The sequence below is a fragment of the Lysinibacillus sp. HST-98 genome (assembly GCF_016757845.1).
Classification (GTDB): Bacteria; Bacillota; Bacilli; order Bacillales_A; family Planococcaceae; genus Lysinibacillus; species Lysinibacillus capsici.
This window is the reverse complement of sequence record NZ_JAENHX010000001.1, coordinates 980,004-1,006,967: the sequence shown is the minus strand read 5'-3', so window position 1 is coordinate 1,006,967 and position 26,964 is coordinate 980,004. Positions and strand designations below refer to the sequence as shown.

21 protein-coding genes are annotated in these 26,964 nt (G+C 38.5%); 15 read left to right on the top strand and 6 right to left on the bottom strand.

Features of this window, described 5'->3' with window-relative positions; translation table 11 throughout:
- The first annotated feature begins 31 nt into the window (after nucleotides 1-31).
- The 8 genes from JIN86_RS05015 (at nucleotide 32) to JIN86_RS04980 (ending at nucleotide 8,858) form a co-directional block, all read left to right on the top strand.
- Nucleotides 32-553, top strand: coding sequence for a DUF84 family protein (locus tag JIN86_RS05015; protein ID WP_004226093.1), 522 nt, complete (start codon nucleotides 32-34; stop codon nucleotides 551-553).
- A gap of 94 nt (nucleotides 554-647) precedes the next feature.
- A complete protein-coding gene (locus tag JIN86_RS05010; protein ID WP_004226095.1) occupies nucleotides 648-1,166 on the top strand; it encodes a hypothetical protein in 519 nt (172 codons plus the stop codon).
- A 70-nt stretch (nucleotides 1,167-1,236) separates the two neighbouring features.
- The gene (locus tag JIN86_RS05005) at nucleotides 1,237-2,055 is read left to right on the top strand and encodes a DUF1444 domain-containing protein (protein WP_202341366.1); all 819 of its coding nucleotides are present in this window, start codon (nucleotides 1,237-1,239) and stop codon (nucleotides 2,053-2,055) included.
- 2 nt (nucleotides 2,056-2,057) lie between these two features.
- Complete coding sequence (gene ytpR / locus JIN86_RS05000) at nucleotides 2,058-2,672, top strand: YtpR family tRNA-binding protein (protein WP_202341365.1); 615 nt, start codon at nucleotides 2,058-2,060, stop codon at nucleotides 2,670-2,672.
- Nucleotides 2,673-2,934: 262 nt separating this feature from the next.
- Nucleotides 2,935-6,066, top strand: a complete 3,132-nt coding sequence (locus JIN86_RS04995; RefSeq protein WP_202341364.1) for a DNA translocase FtsK — start codon at nucleotides 2,935-2,937, stop codon at nucleotides 6,064-6,066.
- A gap of 229 nt (nucleotides 6,067-6,295) precedes the next feature.
- On the top strand, nucleotides 6,296-7,609 hold the full coding sequence (murC, locus tag JIN86_RS04990; RefSeq protein WP_004226102.1) for a UDP-N-acetylmuramate--L-alanine ligase: 1,314 nt from the start codon (nucleotides 6,296-6,298) through the stop codon (nucleotides 7,607-7,609).
- Between the two features lie 109 nt (nucleotides 7,610-7,718).
- Complete coding sequence (locus tag JIN86_RS04985; RefSeq protein ID WP_004226103.1) at nucleotides 7,719-8,222, top strand: DUF948 domain-containing protein; 504 nt, start codon at nucleotides 7,719-7,721, stop codon at nucleotides 8,220-8,222.
- A 135-nt stretch (nucleotides 8,223-8,357) separates the two neighbouring features.
- A complete protein-coding gene (locus JIN86_RS04980) occupies nucleotides 8,358-8,858 on the top strand; it encodes a YtxH domain-containing protein (RefSeq protein ID WP_004226105.1) in 501 nt (166 codons plus the stop codon).
- Nucleotides 8,859-8,911: 53 nt separating this feature from the next.
- Here the strand turns inward: JIN86_RS04980 and pilM are convergent, their stop codons facing one another.
- Nucleotides 8,912-11,065 (bottom strand): pilus assembly protein PilM, encoded by a 2,154-nt coding sequence (gene pilM / locus JIN86_RS04975; RefSeq protein ID WP_004226106.1) that lies wholly within the window; start codon nucleotides 11,063-11,065, stop codon nucleotides 8,912-8,914.
- Nucleotides 11,066-11,238: 173 nt separating this feature from the next.
- Here pilM and JIN86_RS04970 point away from each other — a divergent pair, with 173 nt between their 5' ends.
- Together JIN86_RS04970 and ccpA are read left to right on the top strand one after the other, a co-directional pair.
- Nucleotides 11,239-12,324 (top strand): bifunctional 3-deoxy-7-phosphoheptulonate synthase/chorismate mutase, encoded by a 1,086-nt coding sequence (locus tag JIN86_RS04970; protein WP_004226108.1) that lies wholly within the window; start codon nucleotides 11,239-11,241, stop codon nucleotides 12,322-12,324.
- Between the two features lie 174 nt (nucleotides 12,325-12,498).
- The gene (gene ccpA, locus JIN86_RS04965) at nucleotides 12,499-13,503 is read left to right on the top strand and encodes a catabolite control protein A (RefSeq protein ID WP_004226110.1); all 1,005 of its coding nucleotides are present in this window, start codon (nucleotides 12,499-12,501) and stop codon (nucleotides 13,501-13,503) included.
- A 185-nt stretch (nucleotides 13,504-13,688) separates the two neighbouring features.
- Here the strand turns inward: ccpA and JIN86_RS04960 are convergent, their stop codons facing one another.
- Genes JIN86_RS04960 through JIN86_RS04950 form a run of 3 tightly spaced genes read right to left on the bottom strand, consistent with a single transcriptional unit; the run spans nucleotide 13,689 to nucleotide 16,153 of the window.
- The gene (locus JIN86_RS04960; RefSeq protein WP_004226112.1) at nucleotides 13,689-14,849 is read right to left on the bottom strand and encodes an acetoin utilization protein AcuC; all 1,161 of its coding nucleotides are present in this window, start codon (nucleotides 14,847-14,849) and stop codon (nucleotides 13,689-13,691) included.
- Nucleotides 14,849-15,496 (bottom strand): acetoin utilization AcuB family protein, encoded by a 648-nt coding sequence (locus tag JIN86_RS04955; RefSeq protein ID WP_004226115.1) that lies wholly within the window; start codon nucleotides 15,494-15,496, stop codon nucleotides 14,849-14,851. The genes JIN86_RS04960 and JIN86_RS04955 overlap by 1 nt, the downstream gene beginning before the upstream one ends.
- Before the next feature lie 24 nt (nucleotides 15,497-15,520).
- On the bottom strand, nucleotides 15,521-16,153 hold the full coding sequence (locus JIN86_RS04950; RefSeq protein ID WP_004226116.1) for a GNAT family N-acetyltransferase: 633 nt from the start codon (nucleotides 16,151-16,153) through the stop codon (nucleotides 15,521-15,523).
- Nucleotides 16,154-16,475: 322 nt separating this feature from the next.
- Between JIN86_RS04950 and acsA the strand changes: the two genes are divergently transcribed.
- The 5 genes from acsA to JIN86_RS04925 all read left to right on the top strand — a co-directional run bounded on the left by acsA (nucleotide 16,476) and on the right by JIN86_RS04925 (nucleotide 22,715).
- A complete protein-coding gene (gene acsA / locus JIN86_RS04945; RefSeq protein ID WP_370568638.1) occupies nucleotides 16,476-18,203 on the top strand; it encodes an acetate--CoA ligase in 1,728 nt (575 codons plus the stop codon).
- A gap of 236 nt (nucleotides 18,204-18,439) precedes the next feature.
- Entirely contained in the window at nucleotides 18,440-19,474 is a 1,035-nt protein-coding gene (gene argC / locus JIN86_RS04940) for an N-acetyl-gamma-glutamyl-phosphate reductase (protein WP_202341363.1), read from the top strand.
- Nucleotides 19,475-19,530: 56 nt separating this feature from the next.
- Nucleotides 19,531-20,763: a bifunctional glutamate N-acetyltransferase/amino-acid acetyltransferase ArgJ gene (gene argJ / locus JIN86_RS04935; protein WP_202341362.1), complete on the top strand. Its 1,233-nt coding sequence runs from the start codon at nucleotides 19,531-19,533 to the stop codon at nucleotides 20,761-20,763.
- Nucleotides 20,726-21,511: an acetylglutamate kinase gene (argB, locus tag JIN86_RS04930; protein WP_004226126.1), complete on the top strand. Its 786-nt coding sequence runs from the start codon at nucleotides 20,726-20,728 to the stop codon at nucleotides 21,509-21,511. The genes argJ and argB overlap by 38 nt, the downstream gene beginning before the upstream one ends.
- A 73-nt stretch (nucleotides 21,512-21,584) precedes the next feature.
- A complete protein-coding gene (locus tag JIN86_RS04925; RefSeq protein ID WP_009371412.1) occupies nucleotides 21,585-22,715 on the top strand; it encodes an acetylornithine transaminase in 1,131 nt (376 codons plus the stop codon).
- A 105-nt stretch (nucleotides 22,716-22,820) separates the two neighbouring features.
- Here JIN86_RS04925 and JIN86_RS04920 read toward each other — a convergent pair whose 3' ends face one another.
- Both JIN86_RS04920 and JIN86_RS04915 read right to left on the bottom strand, forming a co-directional pair.
- Nucleotides 22,821-23,702 carry an NAD-dependent epimerase/dehydratase family protein gene (locus tag JIN86_RS04920; protein WP_202341361.1) on the bottom strand — a complete coding sequence of 294 codons (882 nt, stop codon included), beginning with the start codon at nucleotides 23,700-23,702 and terminating at the stop codon, nucleotides 22,821-22,823.
- A gap of 133 nt (nucleotides 23,703-23,835) precedes the next feature.
- On the bottom strand, nucleotides 23,836-26,868 hold the full coding sequence (locus JIN86_RS04915) for a transglycosylase domain-containing protein (RefSeq protein WP_202341360.1): 3,033 nt from the start codon (nucleotides 26,866-26,868) through the stop codon (nucleotides 23,836-23,838).
- Between the last annotated feature and the right edge of the window lie 96 nt (nucleotides 26,869-26,964).

Here is a 26,964-nt window from a genome sequence, read left to right as displayed (position 1 = left end):
TCTTTTTCTATGGAAAGAAAGTAGGGATTAAATGAAGATAGCAATTGGCACAACCAATAAAGCCAAAACAGAAGCAGTTGAAGTAATTGTTCGCAAATACTTTGAGGATCCTCTCTTTACTCATGTCAAAGCTGCTTCTGAAGTATCAGATCAACCGATAAGTAATGAAGAAACTAGATTAGGAGCAATGAATCGTGCTAAAAACGCATTGATTTTAACGGATGCAGAATTATCATTTGGCTTAGAAGGTGGCGTAACCGAAATCGATGATGAAATGTACGTTTGTAACTGGGGTGCATTAACTGTGTCAGACGGAACAATGTTTACAGCTGCCGGTGCACAAATTATTCTGCCAAAAGAAATTGCCCAGGAAATAAGAACTGGTGGAGAACTTGGACCGATAATGGAGCAATATACAAAGCGTCGAGATATTCGTCAGGGTGCAGGTGCTGTAGGTATTTTTACGCAAGGTTTAGTGAGTAGACAGATGATGTTTGAGCATATTGTCTCACTTTTAGTTGGTCAATATTTGTTCACATTTTCACAAAAATAGTTAAAAAGAATTAGTGGTGAGAGGGTAGTTAGGTTGCATCTTATGAATAATTTTTTTAAAATAGAAAAAAGTTAGTAGTGAAAGGAAGAGAGACATGTTATTTTCATGGCTAAGAGCAATTGGCCTAATGCTTTTACTTCTTGTCCTTTCTGGCTGCAATCAATCTATTGATGATCAAATTGCTAATGGGCTCCAATTAACGGAGAAGGTTTTTGCTGAAGAGCCAGAAGAACATACAGTAGAAATTGGGGATATCAAATTATACTTACCCTCACACTTTAAAATTGAAGACAGTTCAGATGCTTATAATATTGTGATTTCAAAAGGAAAAGAAAGCTACATTCTTTTTATCAATGATCGTGAAGCACAAGACAGTAAACTTTATTATAGTCTTTTAAAAGAAAATGAAGCGGACAAAATTATCGAGGAATCGACTTTTGATAAGGATGGTCGTTTTGGCTTTACAGCGGTTCTAAAAACGAACGAAGAAAATGAAATGGAACTCATTGTAAGTAGTGGTGGTGTGAAGATGACAACCATTTCAAAGGCTAAACAAATTGAAAATAATTTGCGTGAGATGACGAAAATCGTTCATTCGGTTAAGATAAAGTAAATAGAAGGAATGAACAGAACGGTTCACAAACATGTGAGCCGTTTCATTTTGAAGTTAGGATGTGAAAAAGATGAAGCAAATGAAGTCTGAACAACTAGTCGAGCTATTAAAAAAGCATTTAACTGAAGAGAAATATGAATTTCATTTTGATAAAAAGTACGATAAATTACGCTTGAATCATAAGATGATTGAAAAAGGGATGGAGCTCTCCTTACCTGGGATCTTAGCAAAATATAATGAGAAGCAAGAGTCAGCGATTGAAGAAGTTATATATACAATTGAGCAAACTTTTAATGCGATGGTACAAGAAAAAGAACAGGGTTTCCAAATGACTACACAGATTTATCCCGTAATTCGTGCCACTTCTTATCCACAGTCATCAAAAGAAGGGCATGCCTTTATTACAACTGAGCATACAGCTGAAACGCGCGTTTTTTATGCACTCGATTTAGGTAAAACCTATCGCTTTATTGATGAATCCATGCTAGAATCCTTACAATTAACTGTAGAACAAATTCGAGAAATGGCACGCTTTTCGGTGAAACAACTACCAACCGCCTATAAAAAAGATGAGGTAGCAGGTAATATTTTTTATTTTGTCAATGTGAATGATGGCTATGATGCTAGCCGTATTTTAAATGAGAGCTTTTTAAAAGAAATGCAGGCACAAGTGGAGGGCGATATGACATTATCTGTTCCTCATCAAGATGTATTAATTATAGGTGATATTCGTAATGAAACAGGGTATGATGTATTAGCACAGATGACAATGCATTTCTTTGCAGTCGGTACTGTACCGATTACGTCATTATCTTTTATTTATGAAGATGGGGAACTAGAACCAATCTTTATCTTAGCAAAAAACAGAGTGAAGAAGGAGCAAGAATAACAATGAACGTATTTTACAACAAAGAGCATGTAGGAGATGTCTTACTAGTTCAACTAGCAACGGAGGCCATAGTGAAAACAGAAGTAGAACGTGCTGGTGATATCGCTATTTTAAGGGAAGCTCAAACGGGAGAAATTAAAGCCTTCAATTTATTTAATGCGAGCAGTTACATCCAAACAGATGCTAAAGGCTTAGTAGAAGTGACACCAGAATTAGTAGCACAGCTAGCAGTGGCAATTGAAAAAAATGGAGCTAATATTAATCTTGATGTTGATTTTTCACCAAAATTTGTTGTTGGTTATGTAGAAACAAAGGACAAGCATCCAAATGCTGACAAATTGAGTATCTGTTCAGTCAATGTAGGAGATGAGATACTACAAATTGTATGTGGTGCCCCTAATGTAGAAGCAGGTCAGAAGGTAGTTGTTGCGAAAATTGGTGCCGTAATGCCTTCAGGAATGCTTATTAAAGAAGGGAATTTACGTGGTGTTGAGTCTTACGGTATGCTTTGTTCAGCACGTGAATTAGCGATTCCTAATGCACCATCTGAAAAAGGAATTTTAGTATTACAAGAGGATGCTATAGTAGGTAGTTCTTTTGAATCACCAACTAAATAAAAATTCCTCTATTTAAAAAAGAAATTATTAAAATTTAAATGTTTTATCATGATATTATTCCTTGTGTCAAGGTGAAATGCCCTAAATCGTTATGTTACTAATATGCTAGTAGCATAACGATTTTTTTGTTTAGAATGAGCCTCTAAATGCAAGTTTCAAGACCGTTTTTATGGTATGCTTTTTGATGTAGACATTGAGCTATTGATGAATTTAAAACTAGACAATGCTATAAATGAAGTGTAAGAGAAATGAGTGAAACGAAGTGAACTGGTTTAAAAAACAAATTAGTAAATTTATTAATAAAGAAGATGAAGACTATGAGTATGAAGAATATTATGAGGATTATGGAGAAGTTCAGTCGGAGCAATTACATACACAAAAAGAACCACCAATCTCTAAGCAAAAGACTTTCCGTTTTCCTTTGATTGACGATGATGAAGGTGAGGCATCCTATACGTCCTCAAAAGAAATGTTTGATCAAATGGAAGATGATGATTATGGACAAATTGGGGATTTATCGTTACCAAAACATTTAAATCATCATATTGTCGATTCTAGTGTTTATGATGTAGAGGTTTCAGGAATTCGAGATTTACTAGCAAATCGCTCTAAACGTACAGGTAGAAAAACAACGATGAAAAGTCAGCCTTCAGAACAAGAATTTCGTTCAAGAGCAAGCTTAGTGTTTCGTGATGCACAAAATGAAACAGCTACTATAAGTCCTATGACTGCACCTGCACCGAAAGAAAAGAGTCAGCGAAAAGAACAAAAAGTTGAAAGTATTATGCCTGAGAATCGCAAACGATTTGTTCCAACAGATGTGCCTTCACCGGTCTATGGTTTTGCAAAACCAAGTCCCATCAAAGAATTATTAGATAAAAGAAAAGAGGAATACGAGAAACAAGAAACCGATGTACAGGCAGTTGAAAAGGTAACTGTTGCAAAGCCTTTAAAAGAAGCGACAACAAATGAGGTCAATGAAAATATACTAGAAGAAAAAGAGCCGGCTAGCACAAACCAAACGGTTGTAACGGAACACCATGAGATTATTCAATCGAAAGAAATTTTGACAGTAAGTGAACCAATTATTTTTGAGGAAGAACTGTTAGTTGAAGAGAACGATGATAAGGAAAATTTGTCATCAAATGTAGCTGTGCCTCAAACGACTTCTTTTGCTATGGATTTTGAAGGGCAAGAGAAGGAAGCTGTTGTTCAAGATCAAACAGTTCAACAACTTTCAGCAAATCAATCCGAAATCCATGTCAAAGAAATGATTGTGGAACAAGTACAAATTGAAAATTCTACGATCCATATTGGAGAAGTTACTGTCGTTCAACCGTCAATGGATGACCAATCTCCTGATACTGCATCGAAGGAAGACAAAAGTCGAATTCCATTTAATGTACTCATGTTAAAAACAGATAAAGAAAAATGGAGAATCCAACAGCAATTAAAGATGGCTCATCAGCCTATACGTGTAGAGAGCAAGCCGGAAACAGAGAAAAACAAACTAGTGGATGTGATGCCAGAAAAATCATCGTCCTTAGACAGTATGACAACAAATGAAATGTCCGTTTCACCATCAAAAGATGACAACGATTTCCATATGACAGAGAATATTCAATTGCAAGTAGATGGTACAGTGCAACTAGATATAAAAGATGAAGTAGAAAGTGTCACTACAAAAAGCAATGTTGAAGAGCCTATTGCTGTAATTACAATGGCTCCTGTTACATCAATGTCAAGTATCTCAACAAATGAAAAAATAGAAATTGAAAAAACCGCTGCTGATGAAATTTCTGCAACTATTGAGCCAAAGCTTGAGTTAGAACCAGAACTTGAACTAGCTTCTGAACGGGAACAAGTGTCAGAACCAGAACTAGCTATCGAACCTGAAGTCGTTTCAGAAATTATAGAGCATGCTTCAGTAGAATCTGTTGAGAATCAAGTAGTAGAAGCTGAGTTACCAGCAAAGCCTGCTCACGTCTATCAAAAGCCTACGGATGAATACCTAGAGCCACCAGAGGAAAAAACACAAGATACGGATTGGATGGAGCAACAGGGCGACACATTAGTCGAAGCACTATCTTATTTCCAAGTTTCTGCACAAATTGAATCGATTATGCAAGGTCCTGCCGTTACTCAATTTGAAATAACAGTGAGCCATGGTACAAAGGTTAGTAAAATTCGAAACTTAGCAGATGATTTAAAACTTGCCTTAGCAGCAAAAGACATTCGTATTCAAGCACCAATTCCTGGGAAAAGTTCGATCGGTATTGAGATCCCAAATCGAGTATCACGAGCTGTTCGCTTATCTGAGGTTACAAATAGTCCCTCCTTCGTTGAGTCAGATTCACCATTAGAGGCAGCATTAGGACTTGATTTGACTGGAAAGCCTGTTACGTTAGATCTACGTAAAATGCCACATGGCTTAATCGCTGGTGCAACAGGTTCGGGTAAATCCGTTTGTATTAATTCTATTTTGGTTAGTTTATTATATAAAGCTGCACCACACGAGCTAAAACTCATGCTGATCGACCCTAAAATGGTAGAACTGGCGCCTTTTAACCATATTCCGCATTTAGTTAGTCCTGTCATTACAGATGTAAAGGCGGCAACGGCAGCACTAAAATGGGCAGTTGAGGAAATGGAGCGCCGCTATCAACTGTTTGCTCATGCAGGTGCACGTGATATTACACGTTTTAACGCCATAGCAGATAAAAATAATGAACATAGCCTGAAGTTGCCTTACATTTTAATTGTCATTGATGAGCTAGCTGATTTAATGATGATGTCTCCAGCAGATGTAGAGGAGGCCATTTGCCGTATTGCTCAAAAGGCACGTGCATGTGGTATTCATTTAATTGTTGCAACGCAAAGACCTTCAGTGGATGTTATTACAGGGTTAATCAAATCAAATATCCCTACACGTATTGCCTTTGCAGTTTCCTCTCAAATTGATTCTCGTACCATTTTAGATGGGCAGGGGGCAGAAAGGTTACTTGGTCGAGGGGATATGCTATATTTAGGTAATGGTATGTCAGCGCCAGTGCGTTTACAGGGAACTTTTGTAACAGATGATGAAATTGAATCGATTATTGAGCATGTTCGTGAACAGGGTGAGCCTGATTATATTTTCGATCAAGAGGAATTATTAAAGAAAACAGAGGTGTCGGCAGAACAGGACGATTTATTTGAAGATGTTTGCCGATTTGTCTATGAGCAAGGTGGCGCTTCTACCTCATTGATTCAACGAAAGTATCATATAGGCTATAATCGTGCTGCTCGTTTAATTGACATGTTAGAATCACATGGTTTTGTTTCGGAAGCAAGAGGAAGTAAGCCACGTGAAAGTTACATTACAGAAGAAGATTTAATTACTATGTTTGAATAAGAATTGCATTGTTTTCGTCTAGATTATCTAATTTACGTCGAATTTAGTTTTTTTAGAAAAGTTACACATCTATCCTTATGCATAAAAAGTGCTATAATAGACAAGATGTGTTGAATAGTACGTATTTTTTAACACTTGTGAAGGTATTAATACCTAACCATTCGTGAAATAATACGATACACCTAATAGATGATAGATGGGATATTGAAATTCCCGGGGGGTTTAATTAATGACAGTTTTTCATTTCACAGGCATTAAAGGTTCTGGCATGAGTTCACTTGCACAAATCTTATTTGATGCTGGTGAACAAGTACAGGGCTCAGATGTCGATAAATATTTCTTCACGGAGCAGCCGTTACGTGAACGTAATATTCCAATTTTTACATTTAATGCAGATAATATTAAAGAAGGTATGACAGTGATCGCAGGTAATGCATTTTCTGATGATCACCCTGAATTAGTACGTGCTCGAGAAATAGGTGTAGAAGTCATTCGTTACCATAAATTTTTAGGTGAATATATTGGCAACTATACATCCATTGCCATCACAGGTGCACATGGTAAAACGTCTACGACTGGTTTAATGGCACATGTGGTAGGTGGCTATAAACCGACATCTTATTTAATTGGTGATGGTACTGGGGCAGGTCATGAAAATGCTGATTTCTTTGTGATGGAGGCGTGTGAATACCGCCGTCACTTTTTAGCCTATAATCCTGATTATGCTGTGATGACGAACATCGATTTTGATCATCCAGACTACTTCGCTAATATAGAGGACGTATATTCTGCATTTCAATCATTAGCATTACAAGTGAAAAAAGCAATTATCGCATGTGGTGATGATGAACAGCTTCAACGTATTCAAGCAAAAGTACCAGTTGTGTATTATGGATTTGGTGCTGAAAATGATTTTGAAGCACGTAATGTTGAAAAAACAACTGAGGGTACAAAATTTGATGTTTTTGTACGTAATGAATTTTATAGCACTTTCTTTATCCCATTATTTGGAGATCATGCTGTTTTAAATACATTGGCGGTTATTACGCTATGTGAATATGAAGGCATTTCTCCAGATATTATTCAGGAGCGTTTACACACGTATAAAGGTGTAAAAAGACGTTTTACTGAGACCGATATAGGGGATAATGTTTTAATAGATGACTATGCACACCATCCAACGGAAATTCGTGCGACAATTCAATCAGCACGACAAAAATTCCCTGAACGTGAGCTAGTTGCGATTTTCCAACCACATACATTTACACGTACACAAGCTTTTTTACAAGATTTTGCGGATAGTTTGAGCCTTGCTGATACAGCCTATTTATGTGATATATTTGGCTCTGCGAGAGAAACGCAAGGCGCACTTTCTATTCATGATTTAGCGTCACTTATTGAAGGCAGTGCAGTGATTACCACTGAAGGAATTGATATATTAACAAAACATAATGGCGCAGTATTCTTATTTATGGGCGCTGGTGATGTTCACAAGTTCCAAGATGCTTTTGAAGACGTGCTTAAAAACAATGAAACAGCTTAGTCCGTAGGGGTTAAGCTGTTTTTTCTCAAATTTAAGCAGGAATTCCGTTTTTTTTGTCGAAGATAGGGAAAGTAATAGTAAAGACAATTTACTAGCAGGAGGTCAACTTATGGAAGTGATTTTGTATATTGCAGCCATTATTGCTGCAATCGGTTTTTTAATTTTATGTGTGAGCGTGGGCATGACATTATTCTCGCTTAAATCCATCCTAAACAGCTTAGCTGGGACATTATCTGGGATTGAAGGCCAAATGGAAGGCATTACACGCGAAACAACGTCTTTATTATCAAAAACAAATAGCTTAGCAGAGGATATTCAACATAAATCTGAACAATTAAATTCAGTTGTTCAAGCTGTTAAAGGTATTGGTGACTCCGTTAATGGTTTAAATAATTCTGTTCAGCAGATCACTTCTTCTGTTTCTAAAAGCGTAGAACAAAATGAAGAAAAAATTGCACAAGTTGTACAATGGAGTAATGTTGCGATGGGGATTGCGGATAAATGGAAAAAACGCAAAATCATCGAGCAGGAATCGGTATCACCAGATGCCTATGCATTTGAAACTGTGCAAGTAGAAGAAACACCAAAAAGAAAATGGGGTCGTAAAAAATGATAATTATTCAGTGAGTATTCTATGCTGGCTGAATAAAAATAAAGTCTTAGACATATAAGTTGAAGATGCATCTGTGAAAGTAGATGGACAACCAGTCTAGACAAATTTGATAATTAGATGGGGAGGAATTGTTGCATGACAACTCAAAAGCCAAATTTTAACGAAGTAAAGGAACAGCAGCTTGAAAGTTCTTTGCCTCAGCTTTATCATCCACAAGACTCGATTTATGAAGAGGAGCGTGTTAACATGAAGGATTTTGTGATTGGCGCATTAGTTGGTGGAATCGTAGGGGCTGCTGCAGGTCTACTGTTAGCTCCAAAATCAGGAAAAGATTTACGCAGTGATGTGGCTGTACAAGCTGTTCAGCTAAAAGATAAGAGTGCAGACTTCTCGACAACTGCAAAAGATAAAACAGTTCAACTTTCTAAACAAATTCAAGAGCAATCCACACAATTAGTAGAGAAAGTAAAAACACTAAAAACCGCAAAAGCACCAACTGTTTTTGATGATGGTACGGTTTCTTTTGAAGGGGAAGAACCGTTAGAGGATTACATTCCAAGTGAGGAACCAAAAGCCGAAGAAACGACAGAAAAAGCAGATCAAAAAGAAGAAACAAATGAAGAAGTTCGTGCATAATGCATAATGTAAAGGGATACGTTACAAGATAAAGTTGTAACGTATCCCTTTTTTTAAATGATAGGTGTAGATTCTAATATTATTTCTAATTGATCACCACCAAATATCTCTGTATCAAAGCTCGCTGTCTGGCCATTTCTTAAAATTGTAAAATTCCCCTTAAAGGCACTTGGTAGCTGCCAATTAGAGAATCGGAAAACATCTTGATAAATCCAACGACTGCGATCCTTTTCTTTAAATACTAAAGTCGCTCCATTGTGTACAGTGGACTGTGGTGATACAACCATTTTATTAACAATTGCTTCATTTGCAGTCTTCTTTAGTTCCAAAACTTCCTGTTGGAAATGAATAATGATTTTATCCTCTAGCAAAAGATTCATTTGGTCTGCGATATGTTGTACTGTTGGTAGAGCTGGTTGTTGGAAGCTTATCACATCTCCAGTTTGTACAGCATAGCTCAATTTTGCTATTTTTCCATTAATCATTAGCTGTGGGGAAAATTCCGGTAAATATAAAGGTTGTCCATCCACTTGAATCGTATAGGACTCAAATTGCTTTAACAAATGCCAATTATTAGTAATTTTAAATACATCCTCAATTGTTTCGGCAATATCAAAAACGACGATATCACGATCATTTAAAACGGTATCGAGTGATGCATCAGAGTTATTGACAGTAATTTTTGGCTCAATCACATATTTGGTGTTTTGAATTGTCACTGTCTTTATTGCTGCATCATCTATAAGATCTCTTACTGTAGCCGTCGCCTGTTGCCCATCTTGGCCTTCTATTAACTGAATGGCATCTCCAGTTTTAATCAGGCTTTTTGTAGATGCCTGTTGACCGTTTACCAATATTTCAGCAGGCTGACCATGTCCACCTGGTATAAAAATGTCCTGTCCGTTGACACTGATAGATAGCCCATGTCCTGGTTTTCCATATAATTGCTTTGCGCGAATATTTGCAGCTAGAAAGGCATCAGCCACAGTCATTTCTTTTAGTTCAAAAAGACGTACCACTTGATTATTGACTGTTAAACTCATATATTGAATCGGCATCTTTTTAGCAGCAATGGCAATACCAATAGGTGTGACTAATTCAGGTGAGGCTTTTATATGTTCTTCTTTTGTTAAGTTTTGAATAGCATCAATGCCTCGAACAGCAATACGATTAGCTGGTAAATTTAGAACTTGACCTAGTTCTGTAGTAAGGTTGGGTGTTAAACTACCTCCACCAACCAGCATAACGGCTTTGGGAGCTACTCGGTTATTGAGTCGTAAAATTTCTTCTCCGATAGACTTCGCCAACTGTTTCACTGCAGGCTCAATTGCTAAAAAAACCTCTTCTTTGGGATAAAACTGATCAAAGCCTAGAATATCTTGAATTAATATCTCTTCAGAGGTTTGTAGCTGACGTTTAGCCTCTTCAGCTACAGGGAAGTCTAGCAAATAGTGGTCGCTTAAAGCTTCTGTTATTTCATCGCCAGCTGTAGGGACCATGCCATAAGCTACAACTGTACTTTTATCCGTAATGGCAATATCCGATGTCCCTGCCCCTATATCAACAAGGGCCACATTTAAGCGACGCATCGTTGGAGGAATCAGCACATTAATGGCAGCAATCGGTTCTAACGTCAATGCTTCCATCTCTAAATCAGCTCGTTTAAGAGCGGCAATCAATGATTCCACCACCACCCGAGGTAGGAACGTTGCTATCACTTCGATTTGGGCTTCATCCCCTTGTTGATCCAGCAGGCTTCCAATCTCTTCGCCATCCAAGCGATAATACAGGACTGAGTAACCTACACAATAATAGTGGCTAATTTTGGCATCCTCTTTTTGTTGCAAGAGTTGCTGCTGTGCTTGTTGAACAGCCTGAAGTTCCAAGCGACTAATATCTTCTTCAGTAAAAATGGGTCGATTACGTATATTGATGGTCACACTAGCTTGTTCAGTTTTCAACGATCGACCTGCTGCAGCGACACTTACCTTTGTGAGAGGTCCATGTTTCTCTTCAAGTTCACGTTTTATTTCATTAATTAATTCTGCCACATACATGACATTATGTATTTGTCCATCTACCATGGCACGTTCTTTATGCTCTTTTACTAAAATATCTTCCACATGAAAATGGTCATTTTCTTCTTGGAGAATAATCCCGACCACTGAGCGAGTGCCAATATCAAGTGCGAATAGTTTAGAACTCAATGTAATCGCTTCCTTTCGCGTCATACTTGAAAATAATTTAGCGAGTTGAAGCGCTAAATTAAAAATGCGTGACATTCTGAACAACATTGATTATAATAATGCTATTATCTAAAAATGTAACATACATTTCAGAGTTCTGAAAGTGTCTGTCATGAGGAGAGGAGCAAGAAAGCATGAGCCAAAAAGATTTAGAAAGCTTACGTAGTCAAATAGACGGTTTAAACTTAGAAATTCTTCGTCTAATTAATGAACGTGCAGCTGTAGTTGATGAAATCGGTAAAATTAAAGAAAAACAAGGTGTGAATCGCTATGATCCACTGCGTGAAAGACACATGCTTGATCTTATTAAAGAACACAATCAAGGTCCATTAAACCAAATGACGGTTGATTATATATTTAAGCAAATCTTTAAAACAGCTTTAAAACAACTTGAAGCTGATAAAAAGAAAGAGTTGCTTGTATCTCGTAAGAAGAAGTCAGAAGATACAATTATTAATATCAATGGTGAATTAATTGGACAAGGAAAACCATCTTTCGTATTCGGTCCTTGTGCGGTTGAGTCGTATGAGCAAGTAGCAGCAGTTGCCGCTTCTATTAAAGCAAAAGGCGAAAAGTTAATTCGTGGTGGTGCTTATAAGCCACGTACTTCTCCTTATGACTTCCAAGGTCTTGGATTAGAAGGTCTGAAAATCTTAAAACGTGTGTCCGAGGAATATGGTTTAGGTGTGATTACAGAAATCGTGACACCAGGTCATTTAGAGGAAGCATTGGATTATATTGATGTCATCCAAATTGGTGCACGTAATATGCAAAACTTTGAATTATTAAAAGCAGCAGGTGCAACAAATAAACCTGTATTATTAAAACGAGGCTTAGCTGCAACAATTGATGAATTCATTCATGCTGCAGAATACATTATGTCTAAAGGAAATGAAAACATTATCCTTTGTGAACGTGGTATCCGTACTTATGAAAAAGCAACTCGTAATACATTAGATATTTCAGCCGTACCAGTTTTAAAACAAGAAACGCATTTGCCAGTATTCGTAGATGTTACGCATTCAACAGGGCGTCGTGATTTATTATTACCATGTGCAAAAGCAGCGATTGCCATCGGTGCTGATGGCGTCATGGCAGAAGTGCATCCAGATCCATCTGTGGCATTGTCTGACTCACAACAACAAATGGACATCCCAACATTTGACGCATTCTATGAAACACTACAAAAATTCATGAAAAATCATGAAATTCATGCTTAATTGTTAACAGCGAACACCGCTTGCTTACTTCGGCAGGCGGTGTTTGTTATATCGTGACAAAATAATGTCTAGAATAGGACTATTAGTACTTGGTTTTTACGTAGTTCTTCTTGAAAAGAATATGAAAATTATCGTATGATAAGGCTATAATAGGAAAAAAGGGAGGCACGTACGATGACTGTTACAATTTATGATGTTGCAAGAGAAGCAAATGTTTCTATGGCAACGGTCTCTCGTGTAGTCAATGGTAATCAAAACGTAAAACCAGCAACACGAAAAAAAGTACTAGAAGTAATTGAACGATTAGAATACCGTCCAAACGCAGTAGCGCGTGGATTAGCAAGTAAGAAAACAACAACAGTTGGCGTGATTATCCCAGATATTGCAAACAATGTTTATGCAGAGCTGGCTCGTGGTGTAGAGGATATTGCCACAATGTATCGCTACAATATTATTTTAGCCAACTCAGATCAACATGAAGATAAAGAGTTACAGCTACTGGATACAATGCTTGGAAAACAGGTTGATGGTATTGTCATGATGAGTGATGAGGTTACAGAAAAGATGCAGCAAACGATGGATCATTCGCCAGTACCAATTGTACTTGCAGGCTCTGTGGATGAATCCCAAACAATTGCAACTGTGAATATCGATTATTTCCAGGCGGCTTATGAAGCGATTTCATTACTTATTCAAAATGGCCATACACGCATTGGTTTCGTAACTGGTCCACTTTCGTATACAATTAACGGAAAATTCAAGCTAGCAGCCTATAAGAAAGCATTACAGGATGCTGGTTTACCAATAGATGAAGCATTAATTGCTGCAGAAGAGTCCAGCTATGATATGGGCTTAGAGGCATGGGAGATTTTATCTGCTCTTGAACAGCCACCAACAGCTTATTTTGCAGGAAGTGATGAACTGGCCATCGGTTTAATTCATGGCGCACAAGATGCGGGCAAAAATGTTCCAGAAGATATTGAAGTTATTAGCTTTGAGAACTCAAAGTTAGCACGAATGGTTCGCCCACAGTTAACAAGTGTCGCGCTACCGCTTTACGATATTGGGGCTGTTGCAATGCGTCTGCTGACAAAATTAATGAGCAAGGAAACTGTTGAGGACGAAGCGGTTATCTTACCACACCGTATTGAGCATCGACAATCTATCAAAAGTAAATAATGATACCTAACACGTAAATCGCTTATGAAGGATTTGCGTGTTTTTTTACTGGATGGAACGTCAAAAATAGAGGATAGCGTTTCAAAAATGAGGGATAGAACAAAAGAATTGATGGATATACAACCAAAAGACCAAAAGCATTAATCTAATTTAAAAAGCCCCACGAATATCGTGAGGCCAAGAAATTAATCCCGTCTTTCATTCCGAATAATATGTAGCGATTTGGCTAACATTTGAGCATTCTTTTCCTCTATTTCCGCTTTACGAGGAATTGGCTCATATAAAGGCATCGGGTCCTCCCATGTTGGAATAAAAGGAACAGGGGATTCTGGTTGCCAGCGATCCAACCATGCTTGAGGGAGTGGCCCCATTGGTAACACTTGGTCAGTCATTTCCAACCATAACATGGACCAGGCACGGGGCACCACTCGCCAAATATCGTAGCCACCGCCACCCACTGCAATCCATCGACCATCACAATATTCATGTGCTAATTGATGAGCTAGCTTAGGAATTTCGCGATAAATATTCATTGTTCCATGTAAATGTGTTAATGGATCAAAATAATGTGCATCTGCCCCATTTTGCGTTAATACAACATCTGGCTTGAAAAATTCAAAAATCTCTCGCATTGACTGTTCATAGATCTCTAGAAAACTTTCATCCTCAGTAAATGCATCCATTGGAAAATTAAAGGAGGTTCCATAGCCTTGACCATTGCCACGCTCAGTAATATTTCCGGTTCCAGGGAATAGATAACGACCAGTTTCATGTATGGACAGTGTACAAACATTAGGATCCTCATAAAAGCTCCATTGGACACCATCCCCATGATGGGCATCTGTATCTACATAAAGTACACGAGCGTTGTACTTTTCCTGTAAGTAACGAATAGCCACTGTGCTATCATTGTAAATACAAAAACCTGATGCACGACCACGGAAACCATGATGGAGTCCTCCACCAAGGTTAAGGGCGTGTTCGGCTTTTCCTTCCATTACATAATCAACAGCGGTTAAAGTTCCACCAACTAGCTGTGCACTTGCTTCATGCATATTTTCAAAAATGGGGGTATCTTCAGTACCAATCCCATAGCTTTCACATTGTGCTTCTGATAATTCACCATGCCCTGCTTTTTTTACGATATCTATATATTTTGAATCATGTGCAAGCAATAGCTCTTCTTCCGTTGCAACACGTGCTGGTACAATATCTACATCATCGAGAGCATTAATATTTTTTAGTAGATCCATAGTAAGCGTCAAGCGTTTATGATTGAAAGGGTGTGTATCTGAAAATTTATATCCGAGTTGTTCTGGCGAGTAAACGAATACGGCCTTTTTCATTATAGCGAAACACCTGGTAAATTTGGCCATAGGACATCAAAGCCCTCTTTGCGTAGATCTTCAATCATTGCTAAAGGATTTAGTGTTTTTACTCGGACGCTTAAAATTTTGTTTTGTGTATTTTCAGAGTCAGGATAAACTAAGACGCTTTGAACATTGGCATGATGCTGATGAAATATTTTTGTAATTTCAAATAAAACTCCTGGTGTATCGGATACCCGAATCTCGATTTTTGACCCAGGCTCTGTAGCACCAGTCAGCTCTATATATGTATAGAGTAAATCTGTTGTCGTAACAATGCCTACCAATTTTCCACCAGAAACGATAGGTAAACAGCCTATTTTTGATTCGTAAAACGTAAGTGCTACCTCTTCAACAAAATCTAGTGGATGACCTATAAGGGGGTCTTTCACCATAATATCCTCTACTTTTGCATTAAAAATAGGAGAGTTTGGTTCATCCTGCAAAGATGAGGGCAAGACCTCTTTAATATCTCGTTCAGTAATTACTCCTAAAACGTGTTGTTCATCATCTACAACTGGTAAATGACGAACTTTCTTTTCACGCATTAACTTTAGTGCCTCCTGCACTGTATTGGTAGGAGCTAATGTATAAGGCTTATCATTCATAATTTCTTCTACAATCATATATGCATCCCCTTTGTATTAGTTTTAATACATGAAACGATTTCTAAAACGAAGTCTATCAAATCTTTCCATTGTCTCAGGAGGCACCCGTTTTCCTTCGCGTGCCATCAGGCAATTGGCTGGATGTGATGTAATTTCAGGATCATCTGTTGCAAAATATTCGAAACCAACAGAGCTCATCATTTTCTCCATCATTTTGCGGTAATCCCAAACATTTAAACCAGTTCCTTTTAAATCCCAATGCCAATAGTACTCGGTAGTAATCACAAGATAATCTTCCATTTCATCCCCCATAAATGAAACGGCTAGTAGTGCCTTCCCAGCACCTGTACCACGGTAGTCTGGAATGACTTCAATGGCACCTAATTCAATCATGTCATCGATACGATCTTCTGCCCATCGTTCAAGTGGATCAGGGTAAAGATAGGTAACATAGCCTACAATAATATCTTCGTTTCGAATAATAATAATTCGGCCTTCGGGTAGTCCAGCAATTTCTATAATGGCCTGCTGTTGCTGTTTTGGAGGTCTGAAGGCAACCAAGCCTTCATGGAATGAATATGTAGCTAATTTTTCTGGAGGCACAGGTCCTTCCACATACACAGTACCATGCTTTGTTTCCTTTGTGACAGAAAAAAAAGTTTTTTTATGTTCCATAATTACACCACCTGAGTTTAATAATTCCATTATAGCTGATTTCTTGCGTAAAAACGCTTATTTTTGCAAAATATACCTGTATTTTTGGAAAAATAAAAATATTGAGACAATCTATCCGAATTCGTGTAAAATAAGATTATATTGCTTCTGTTATTTAACAGATAAAAGTAGTGCTATTAGGGATTCGATCATTAATACTATGGATAACTGTTATATAACAAATGCTACATATCAATTTTGCTTTTGAAAAATTCTCTGATTTTCAACAGGGGGGATTGTTGAAATTTAGTCAAAAAACAAAAGCAAAGAAAGGGGTATTTTCATGGGGATGAAAATGAAGGAGAAGTTAATGGCTTTACCTGGTCAACACCATTTAACGAATTATGAAGAAGTGGCAGAATCTCATAATTGGGCAGATACGGAAAAGGCATTTAGTTGGAGCGAAACAGGTTTAGTGAATATGGCGTATGAGGCTATTGATCGCCATACCGAAACACATCGGAAAAATAAGGTAGCATTGTATTTTAATGATGGTAAACGGAAAGAGGCATATTCATTTAATGAAATGAAAAGGTTAACAAACAAAGCAGCAAACGTTTTTAAAACAACTACTAATCTGCAGAAAGGTGATCGTTTATTTATTTTTATGCCTCGTTCACCTGAGCTTTATTTTTCATTATTAGGTGCGTTGAAAATGGGGGTTATTGTTGGGCCATTGTTTGAAGCTTTTATGGAAGGTGCCGTGTATGATCGACTTGCTGATAGTGAGGCGAAAGTATTAGTCACGACACCCGCTTTACTTGAACGTGTACCTTTAGCTAAATTACCTAAATTGGAGCATATCTTTTTAGTAGGGGAGGGCGTTGAGGAAACAGCTCAAATCCTAGACTTTACTAAACATTTAAAAGAAGCTTCAGCTCATTTTGATATAGAGTGGGTAGACAGAGAAGATGGGATGATTCTTCACTATACCTCTGGATCAACAGGTGCTCCAAAGGGCGTATTGCATGTCCATAATGCTATGATTCAGCAATATCAATCAACGCAATGGGTGCTTGATTTACGTGAAGATGATATTTATTGGTGTACAGCCGATCCTGGATGGGTTACAGGAACAGCCTATGGTATTTTTGGTCCGTGGTTAAACGGTGTAACAATGCTAATCGTTGGAGGAAGATTTTCACCACAAGCATGGTATCAGGCTATTGAAGATTATAGTGTGACAGTGTGGTATAGTGCACCAACAGCGTTCCGTATGCTGATGGGGGCAGGTAGTGGCTTGCTTGAAAGCTATAATCTAGCATCTTTACGCCATGTGCTGTCTGTTGGTGAGCCGTTGAATCCAGAAGTTATTCGCTGGGGAGTAGAGGAACTAGGTCATCGTATACATGATACATGGTGGATGACAGAGACGGGAGCACATATGATCTGTAATTATCCTTCGATGGATATTAAGCCAGGTTCAATGGGGAAACCTCTTCCTGGTATTCATGCGACGATTGTAGACGATGCAGGCAATGAGGTACCACCATTTACAATGGGGAATCTAGCTATTCGTCGTGGTTGGCCTGCCATGATGCGCCAAATTTGGGGCAACCCAGAGCGTTATGAGTCTTATTTCTTGAAAGGAGAATGGTACGTTTCTGGAGATTCTGCCTATATGGATGATGAAGGTTACTTCTGGTTCCAGGGGCGTGTGGATGATGTCATTATGACGGCTGGTGAACGTGTAGGACCTTTTGAAGTAGAAAGTAAGCTACTTGAGCATCCGGATGTAATTGAAGCAGGGGTTATCGGGAAACCAGATCCGGTACGAGGTGAAATCATTAAAGCCTTTGTATCCTTACGAGAAGGGGTTGAACCTTCTGATGCATTAATTGAAGATATACGTGATTTTGTTAAAAATGGTTTATCTGCACATGCAGCACCACGTGAAATAGAATTTAAAGATAAATTGCCAAAAACACGTAGTGGTAAAATTATGCGTCGTGTTTTGAAAGCTTGGGAATTAAATTTACCAACTGGTGATTTATCAACAATGGAAGATTAATTAATTATCTAAAACATCAATTGATATTTATACAACATGTGCATAAAAAGAAGGCAGGGATTCATTCGGTGGGCGAAAGGATTCTTGCCTTCTTTTTTCTGGTTTTACAATAGTATAGAAGTGAGAGTAGGTGAAATATTATCTATTTCAAAAAACAATAAATTAAATAAAAATTCAGTTGACTTAATAAATATGCAGACGTATACTATTTTTAACTTATTTCAGAGGTGAGTGCAGTGAAAGTAGGTATTGTTGGAGCAACTGGATATGGTGGTCTAGAACTTATTCGATTTTTACATAATCATCCAGCTGTGGAACGAATTGATTTATTTACTTCTTCGGAAGAGGGTGTCCAATTTTCTTCAAAATTTGGCCATCTTGTTAGGATAGCTGATATACCGTTACAAAAGATAGCGTATGACACTTTAGAAAAATTCGATGTTGTTTTTACGAGTACACCATCTGGAGTGACAAGTGAGCTATTACCGCCTTTGGTTGGGAAAGGACCAAAGCTAATCGACTTATCTGGTGATTTTCGGTTAAAAGATCTAGTAAACTATGAAACCTGGTATGGCAAAAAAGCTGCACCTTTCCATAGTGTTCAACAAAGTGTATATGGTTTAACAGAATGGAATGCAGAGCTTATATGTCAAGCAACACTCGTTGCTAATCCAGGTTGCTACCCAACAGCAGTTTTATTATCCTTACTACCACTTGTAAAAGAACGTTTAATTGATCCTAGTTTTCTAGTTATTGATGCAAAGAGTGGCATTTCAGGAGCAGGCAATAAGCCCTCACAAACTACCCATTTTAGTGAGACAAATGAGAATTTTTCAATCTATAAAGTAAATACACATCAACATATTCCCGAAATTGAACAGGCACTTTCTATGTTTGCTCAAGCAGATACAAAGGTTACTTTTAATACGCATCTGGTTCCAATGACCAGGGGAATTTTGGCGACATCCTATGCACCAGTAATGCAGGGAATTACAGAGTCGCAGTTGATCACTTGCTTACAGGCAACCTATGAGAATCACCCTTTTGTTCGAGTCGTTACGGATGCATCTAGTTTAGGGACAAATCGTGTCAAGGGATCAAATTATTGTGACATTCTAGCGAAAGTAGATTCTCGTACAAATCGCGCCACAATTGTTAGTGTAATTGATAACCTTGTCAAAGGAGCAGCAGGGCAAGCTATCCAAAATATGAATGTGCAATTTGACTTACCCCAAACGACAGGGCTAGATGTCGTACCGTTCTTTATTTAACAGCATGCAGGAAACTGTATGCTTCTCTTATTTATTAATCTAAGGAGGAATTTCGGATGACAGTTACCACTTCAACGAATGTAATGAAAAAATTATCAAGTAAAAATATTGTTTCACCAAAAGGCTTTAAGGCAGCCGGATTACACTGTGGTTTAAAGCATAAGAAAAAGGATTTAGCCCTTTTAGTAAGTGAAGTCCCAGCAAGTGTTGCGGGTGTTTTTACTACAAACGCTGTGCAAGCAGCACCATTAAAAGTTACCAAGGAAGTTGTTTATGCAACTAAGAAAATGCAAGCGATGATCGTCAATTCAGGCAATGCGAATGCTTGTACAGGTAAACAAGGTGTAAAAGATGCCCAAACAATGCAAGCGCTAGCTGCGGAAAAATTAGGGATTGCACCAAATTTGGTGGGAGTTTGCTCGACGGGTGTTATTGGAGAAATGATGAAATTAGAGCCAGTAGCAAACGGTATTCTACAGTTGGAGCCAAAGGCCAATTTAGAAAGTGCGATTGACTTTGCACAGGCTATTTTGACAACAGATACCGTCATGAAAAACACAAGCTATAGTACAACTGTGGATGGCAAGGAAGTTATTATTGCAGGTGTAGCAAAAGGTTCAGGTATGATCGAACCAAATATGGCCACAATGCTAGGCTTTATTACAACAGATGCCAATATTGAATCTGAGGTGTTGCAAGCAGCTTTATCGACTATTACTAATTTAACATTTAACGCTATTACAGTTGATGGGGATACATCCACTAATGACACAGTGGTAATATTGGCTAATGGCTTGGCAGGGAATCATTCTTTAACACCAGAGCATCCAGATTGGCAAAATTTCTTTTACACTTTGCAAACAGTAGCGGAAGATTTAGCAAAAATGATTGCCAAAGATGGTGAAGGAGCAACGAAGCTTATCGAAGTGGAAGTTGTTGGTGCAATTTCAGACGAGGAGGCACGTAAAATTGCAAAAACAGTCGTTGGTTCACCACTTGTAAAGACTGCTGTTTTCGGCTGTGATGCTAACTGGGGGCGTATTATTGCAGCAGTAGGGTATAGTGGCGCAACAGTTGATCCAGATAAAATTACCATCCAAATCGGTGGTGCTACTATGGTAGAAAACGGTGAACCAATTCCTTTTTCTGAGGATGAGTTAATTCAAATATTAAAAATGCATGAAGTTAAAATTTATGTGTCTCTTGGTGTGGGTGATGGTAAGGGGCATGCTTGGGGATGTGACTTAACATATGACTATGTCCAAATCAATGCATCATACCGCTCATAAACGTATGGTCATTAAGCTTGGGGGCAGTACACTGGAAGGTTTAAATGAGGCTTTCTTTGATAATTTTAAAAGATTACAAGAGAGTGGGGTAGAGCTGATTATTACCCACGGAGGTGGGCCAGCCATAAATCGAGAATTAGCTGCTCAAGGCATACAATCACATACATTAAATGGAATACGTGTCACGAATGAGGCTGCAATTAAAGTTGTCCAATCGACCCTAATAGGGCAAGTGAACACTGCATTAGTTCATGAGTTAACAACAGCTGGTATAGCAGCCATGGGATTAAATGGCTTTGATGGTCAGTTGATGGTCGTAGATTTTTTAGATCAAGAGACTTATGGCTATGTCGGAGCTATTAAAGATATCAATACATCCTTATTGGAAGCTTTAATGGGTGTAGGGATCGTACCTGTTATTGCCTGTGTAGGTGCCACCGAAGCAGGTCAGGCTCTTAATATTAATGGCGATACGGTAGCTAGTGAAATTGCTTTAGCCGTCGGAGCAGATAGCTTACTACTCGTGACGGATGTGAATGGTATCCGTATTGAAGATGAATATCAAGCAATAGCTACACCTAGTCTTATAGATCAATGGACAGAGCAGGGCCATATTTATGGTGGAATGATTCCGAAAGTACAAGGAGCGATTGACTGTTTACGGGCAGGGATTCCTTCTGTACAAATCGTAGGCGCAACTTTAGTTGGTACAACAATTGTAGCCACAAGTGAACTTCTTTCTTCCTAATGTTCTAAATAGGATAGCTTGAGAAGTATAGTTGTTGAAAGAAACTATTTTAAATGATAGTGGAGATGATAACATGAGTGTTTTATTTGAGAATTACGGCAAGCGTCGTGCACAAATTGTCAAAGGTCAGGGGACAATTGTTGAGGATTCAACAGGGAAGCAATACTTGGATTTTACTAGTGGCATTGCTGTGGTGAGTCTTGGTCATGCCCATCCAGCAGTTGTACAGGCACTTCAAGAGCAAAGCGAAAAGCTATGGCATATTTCAAATCTTTTTGAAATACCAGGTCAGGAAAAGGTGGCAGAAAAATTAATTGCTAATACACACTTTTCACATGCCTTTTTTTGTAATAGTGGGGCTGAGGCTAATGAAGCGGCCATTAAATTAGCTCGTAAGCATACAGGCAAACATCATATTATTACATTTGAAAAATCATTCCATGGTCGTACCTTTGGAGCAATGTCTGCAACAGGTCAAGGCAAAGTACATAATGGCTTTGGACCACTCGTAGAAAAATTTTCGATTTTGCCCTTTAATGATGCTGCTACACTTGAAGCAACCGTTGATGATTCTGTAGCAGCTATAATGCTAGAAATGATTCAGGGAGAGGGTGGCGTCAATAGTGTATCGGCAGAATTTGCAGCAGCTATTGCAAAAGTCTGTGAGGAGCAAGGTATACTACTAATTGTTGATGAAGTGCAAACGGGCATTGGACGAACAGGAACACGCTATGCATTTGAACAAACGGTATTAAAGCCACATATCATAACTTTGGCAAAAGGCTTAGGTGGTGGTTTCCCTGTTGGTGCAATGCTCGGAACTGCTGAGCTTCATGCTACATTTAGTCCAGGAACACATGGTACAACATTTGGTGGAAACCCTCTTGCGATGAATGTGGCACAAGCTGTTTTGAATCATGTGTTTGAGCCGGATTTTTTACAGCAGGTACGAGAAATATCTGCCTATTTTGTGGCACACCTAAGGGCTCATTTACCTTCTAGCTATACTGTTCAAGGTCAGGGTCTCTTGTTAGGGATTGGCTGTGGGGACACGGAAATAGCGCCTTATATCGCGGCAGCGGAAGAAAGTGGTCTTTTATTAGTAGGGGCAGGGCCAACAGTTATTCGTCTCTTGCCTCCATTAACGGTCACAAAGCAAGAGATTGATAAAGCAGTAGCTATTTTAAAGAACATATTACCGTGATACATTTCAGCAATGAAAGTGAGGCATCAGCGGCAAAAATGCCTAGAAATTAGGAATGAACAAAGAATCTGCTAGATACCTAGCAGATTCTTTGCGCTATAAATGCTACTGTAGCTGTTTTACTAATGTTGTCACTAATTTTGGTAGCCAATCTTCAAGCTGACTAAACGTAAATCCTGCCTTCTCTGCTTTTGCATTGGACATATACCAATCAGCAGGCACCCCATAAGGAGACTGTGATTCCTCATCACCACCAATGAGGGAAATTTTTGCGAGCTGACCACTCGCTTCTTCGATTAGAGCAATTAGCTCTTTGAGAGACATTGCCCCTGATGCGGTAGCATTGTATGGTCCCTCAACAGGAGTAACACCCGCAAAGTATAAAAATTCAGCTGCTTCTTCATCTGTAATATAACTCATCTTTGCATCAATGTTCGGTAAAGTAATCGGCTGATTCTGTAAAATATGTTCAACGTGGAAATGTAAACGTCGTGTATAATCATCTTCACCCATCACAATTGGGAAACGTACAGCTACGACTGGGAATGAAGCTTCTTTGAATAAGACTGCCTCCGCTTGTCGTTTTCCTTCTCCATAAGAAAATTCCTCTTGATGTCCCATGCGAATTGGATACTGGTATGGATCAAAGTCTTCTTCCTTTTTCATTTTACCATCTACCTCATATGTTGAAAGAGTAGAAGTAAAGACCAGCTTTTTCGTTTTCCCTTTTAATATCTCGCAAATCGCTTGTGCCTCGTTGGGCGAATAGCAAATATTATCATAGACAATGTCCCATGTTGTATTGGCTAGTGCCTGTTCTAAAGCATCACGATCATTACGATTTGCTACTAATTGCTTAACATGTGTACCAAAGGGATTGCCACTTTGACCACGTGTTAAAATCGTTACATTATGTCCATTTTGAATACAAAGATCAACTAGCTTTTTTCCAAAAAAACGCGTGCCTCCTAAAATCAATATGTTCATATATTTTCACCCCTTCAAAATAGTAGTCCTCTTAATAATGACAAAAAAACAGACTTACTACAATTCATAAGGAATATGCAGTAAGTCTGTTTAATTGATTATTTACTACAAATGCTTGCTAAGGCATAATAGATTAGCGCTTTGACGTTTCAGTTGGAGTAGTGGTATTACCATTGTCTCCTCCGTTTGTGTCATCTCCAGGGTTACCAGAACCATCACCATTGCTTCCGGACCCATTTCCATTATTGGATCCATTGCCGTTGTTACCAGAACCATCACCGTTATTGGAGCCATTGCCGTTATTACCAGAGCCGTTCCCGTTATTGGATCCATTGCCGTTACTCCCCGACCCATTCCCATTGCCATTAGTAGGTGGCGTTGTAGGTGGTATTGGTTCTTGGTCGTTTTCCTCTGGGTCAGGTTCGTTTTCACTACCGCCAGTAGACACAACATTGGAGTGTGGTGATGTTAAACCTGTAATATCTACAGCGACCACTACATAAGCTTGTCCACTAGCAACCGTAATGCTTTGTGTTGACTCTAGTACGGACGTTACAAGTGTATTACCGCCATTCGTAACGTTGTAGATACGATAACCAACAACATCATTCGATGACTCTGACCATGATAATGTAGAGCCATTTACTGAAGCTGAGACAGCTGCTGGAGGGCTACCATCTGCTGGGAAATCAACAGCTGATACAGATGAATTCGACAATGTAGAATTCTTTGGTAACAGACTAGCAGGGTTCCCGCCAAGTCTACCTAACATTCGTTTAATAAAGTCTTGATTAATGCCTGCGCCACCTGCTTTTACAAACTCGGCTGGTGTATTTGGCAACGCATTATAAGTTTTTCCTTTAATCGTCACAACACTTGAAGAGGCTAAGCTATCATCAGGTTGTGAGGGTAAAAATACTTTCGCATTAAATAAATCTGAGCGTACAAGACCTGCGCTAGCACAAGCTGCAGAAGGGGCCATGCCGGAAATGCCACAGAATGACGCAGTCACAACATTTTTAGGCGCCTTAAAACTTGTTGGTGGGTCAATTAGCTGAGGGTCCGCATCGTAAACGGCATTCATTAAAGTACCCCATAGCTTATTCACCCGAACGCTTGGCTGTAAATAGGTGTTGTTAAATGCATAAAGTGTACGAGGTTGATCGTAACCCATCCAAACACCAAGAGATACATTAGGGTTATAACCAACTAACCAAACATCTTTATATTCTTGAGAAGTCCCTGTTTTTGCAGCGAAATCAGAAGAGAACTTTAATGTATTTCGTGCCATTGTCCCTGTTCCTTTAGTGAGAACATCACGTAACATATCTGTCACGATATAAGATGTTTCTGGGCTAAATACTTGAACAGGTTCTATTTCATGTTGGTAAACAATATTTCCTTCTTGGTCTTCAATTCGATCAATCATATAAGCGTCAATGAATTGGCCACCATTTGCAAAGGTAGCAAAGGCATTTGTATTTTCTTCAACAGTAGTTCCTTCTCTTAAAGCGCCGATCCCAGTTGCTAGGTTAGTAAAATCATCAGGATGTAATTTTGAGAATCCCATTTTTACTAACAAATCTGCAGGGCGTCTACTAATAATATCATTATATAAACGTAGTGCTGAAATGTTTTGAGAATCTGCTAAAGCTTCACGTGCTGGGATAAGACCTCGCTCATCACTCGTAATATAGTTACTTGGACTCCAAGAACCGACTGAGAATTTCACGTCAACTAATGGGCTACCGGCACCGATTACGCCATACTCAATGGCAGGTCCATAAACAAGTAATGGTTTCATTGTAGAACCGTTAGAACGATAAGCTTGTGTTGCATGGTTTACTTGAGTGGTTTTAAAGTCTCGACCACCAACAAAGCTTAAAATGCGACCTGTCGTATTTTCTATTAAAATACTACCTACTTGTACTGGCATCTCAATATTAATTTCTTCACCAGTAACAGGGTCTTTCCCTTTACCAGTATACGTATGACCATAATACTGGAAGTCTTTTGCTGCTTTTTGCATCGCATCATACATATCCTTATTAATGGTTGAATAAATACGATAGCCTTTTGAACGAACATCACGATCTGCTAAAATCGTATATTTATCCTTTAATTTCTTTTCTGACTTTAAGCGCTCTGGGTCAATCCCATCATCTTTTGCTAGTTTTTCAGCAATAATATCTTTTGCACGAGCTTCAAGCTCATAAGTCAACCAAGGATAACGATCCTCCGCGCGCATTTCTGGTCCACGGAAATCTGCAGCAATATCATAGTTTAACGCTTCATTATACTGTGCATCATCAATATAACCAGCTTCTTTCATACGATAAAGTACTGTTTTCATACGATCAATACCTGGTTTCAAAGCTTCTTCACTTTTCAGTTCACCTGTATTTGTAAATGGTGTATAAGCAAATGGTGCCTGTGGAATCCCAGCTATGTACGCAGCTTGAGGAAGAGACAATTCTTTTGCTTTTACGCCAAAAATTCCTTCCGCAGCTGTTTCAACACCTGCAATATTTCGTCCTGAAGAGTTACGACCATATGGAATGATATTTAAATAAGCCTCTAATATTTCTTCCTTCGTCATAAAATGTTCTAAACGCATCGCCAGTAAAATTTCCTTAGCTTTACGCTCGTATGATACTTCATTAGTTAGTACTTGGTTTTTAATAAGCTGCTGGGTAAGTGTAGAACCACCTGTCTGCGTTGCAGAATTTGTGACATCTTGTAATAACCCACGAACAACCGCTTTAGGAACAATTCCGTTATGCTCTCGGAAATATTCATCTTCTGTTGCCAGAACAGCATTCACGACCTCTGGTGCAACATTGCTAAGCGAAGTTTCACGTCGATCTAAATCTGTCCTTAATTTTCCAATATAAATATCGTTGGCAAAATAAATCTCACTGGTTTCTTCATAGCTAAAAATTTGATCCCTTAACTCTTGTTTTGAGCGTAATGGCTCTTCTTTGACAAGTGAAGCAAAATAACCAGCTCCAACTGAACCGACAAATACAGTGCCAACCAATGCAAAGACTAAAAATAGTAAAAATAAGTTCCAGGTAACACTACCTGAAATACGTAATTTCTTCATCCATTTTTGTTCAAGTAATTCATCGATCTTTGCATTGATTTTTTCAATCCAATCTTTCAATGTATCGACCTCCTAAAATCTTGTCTATTATAGCACATATTGTTTTAGCACGAACATAGTTATTGACTTTGAAAAAGAATCGTATAAAATTATGTT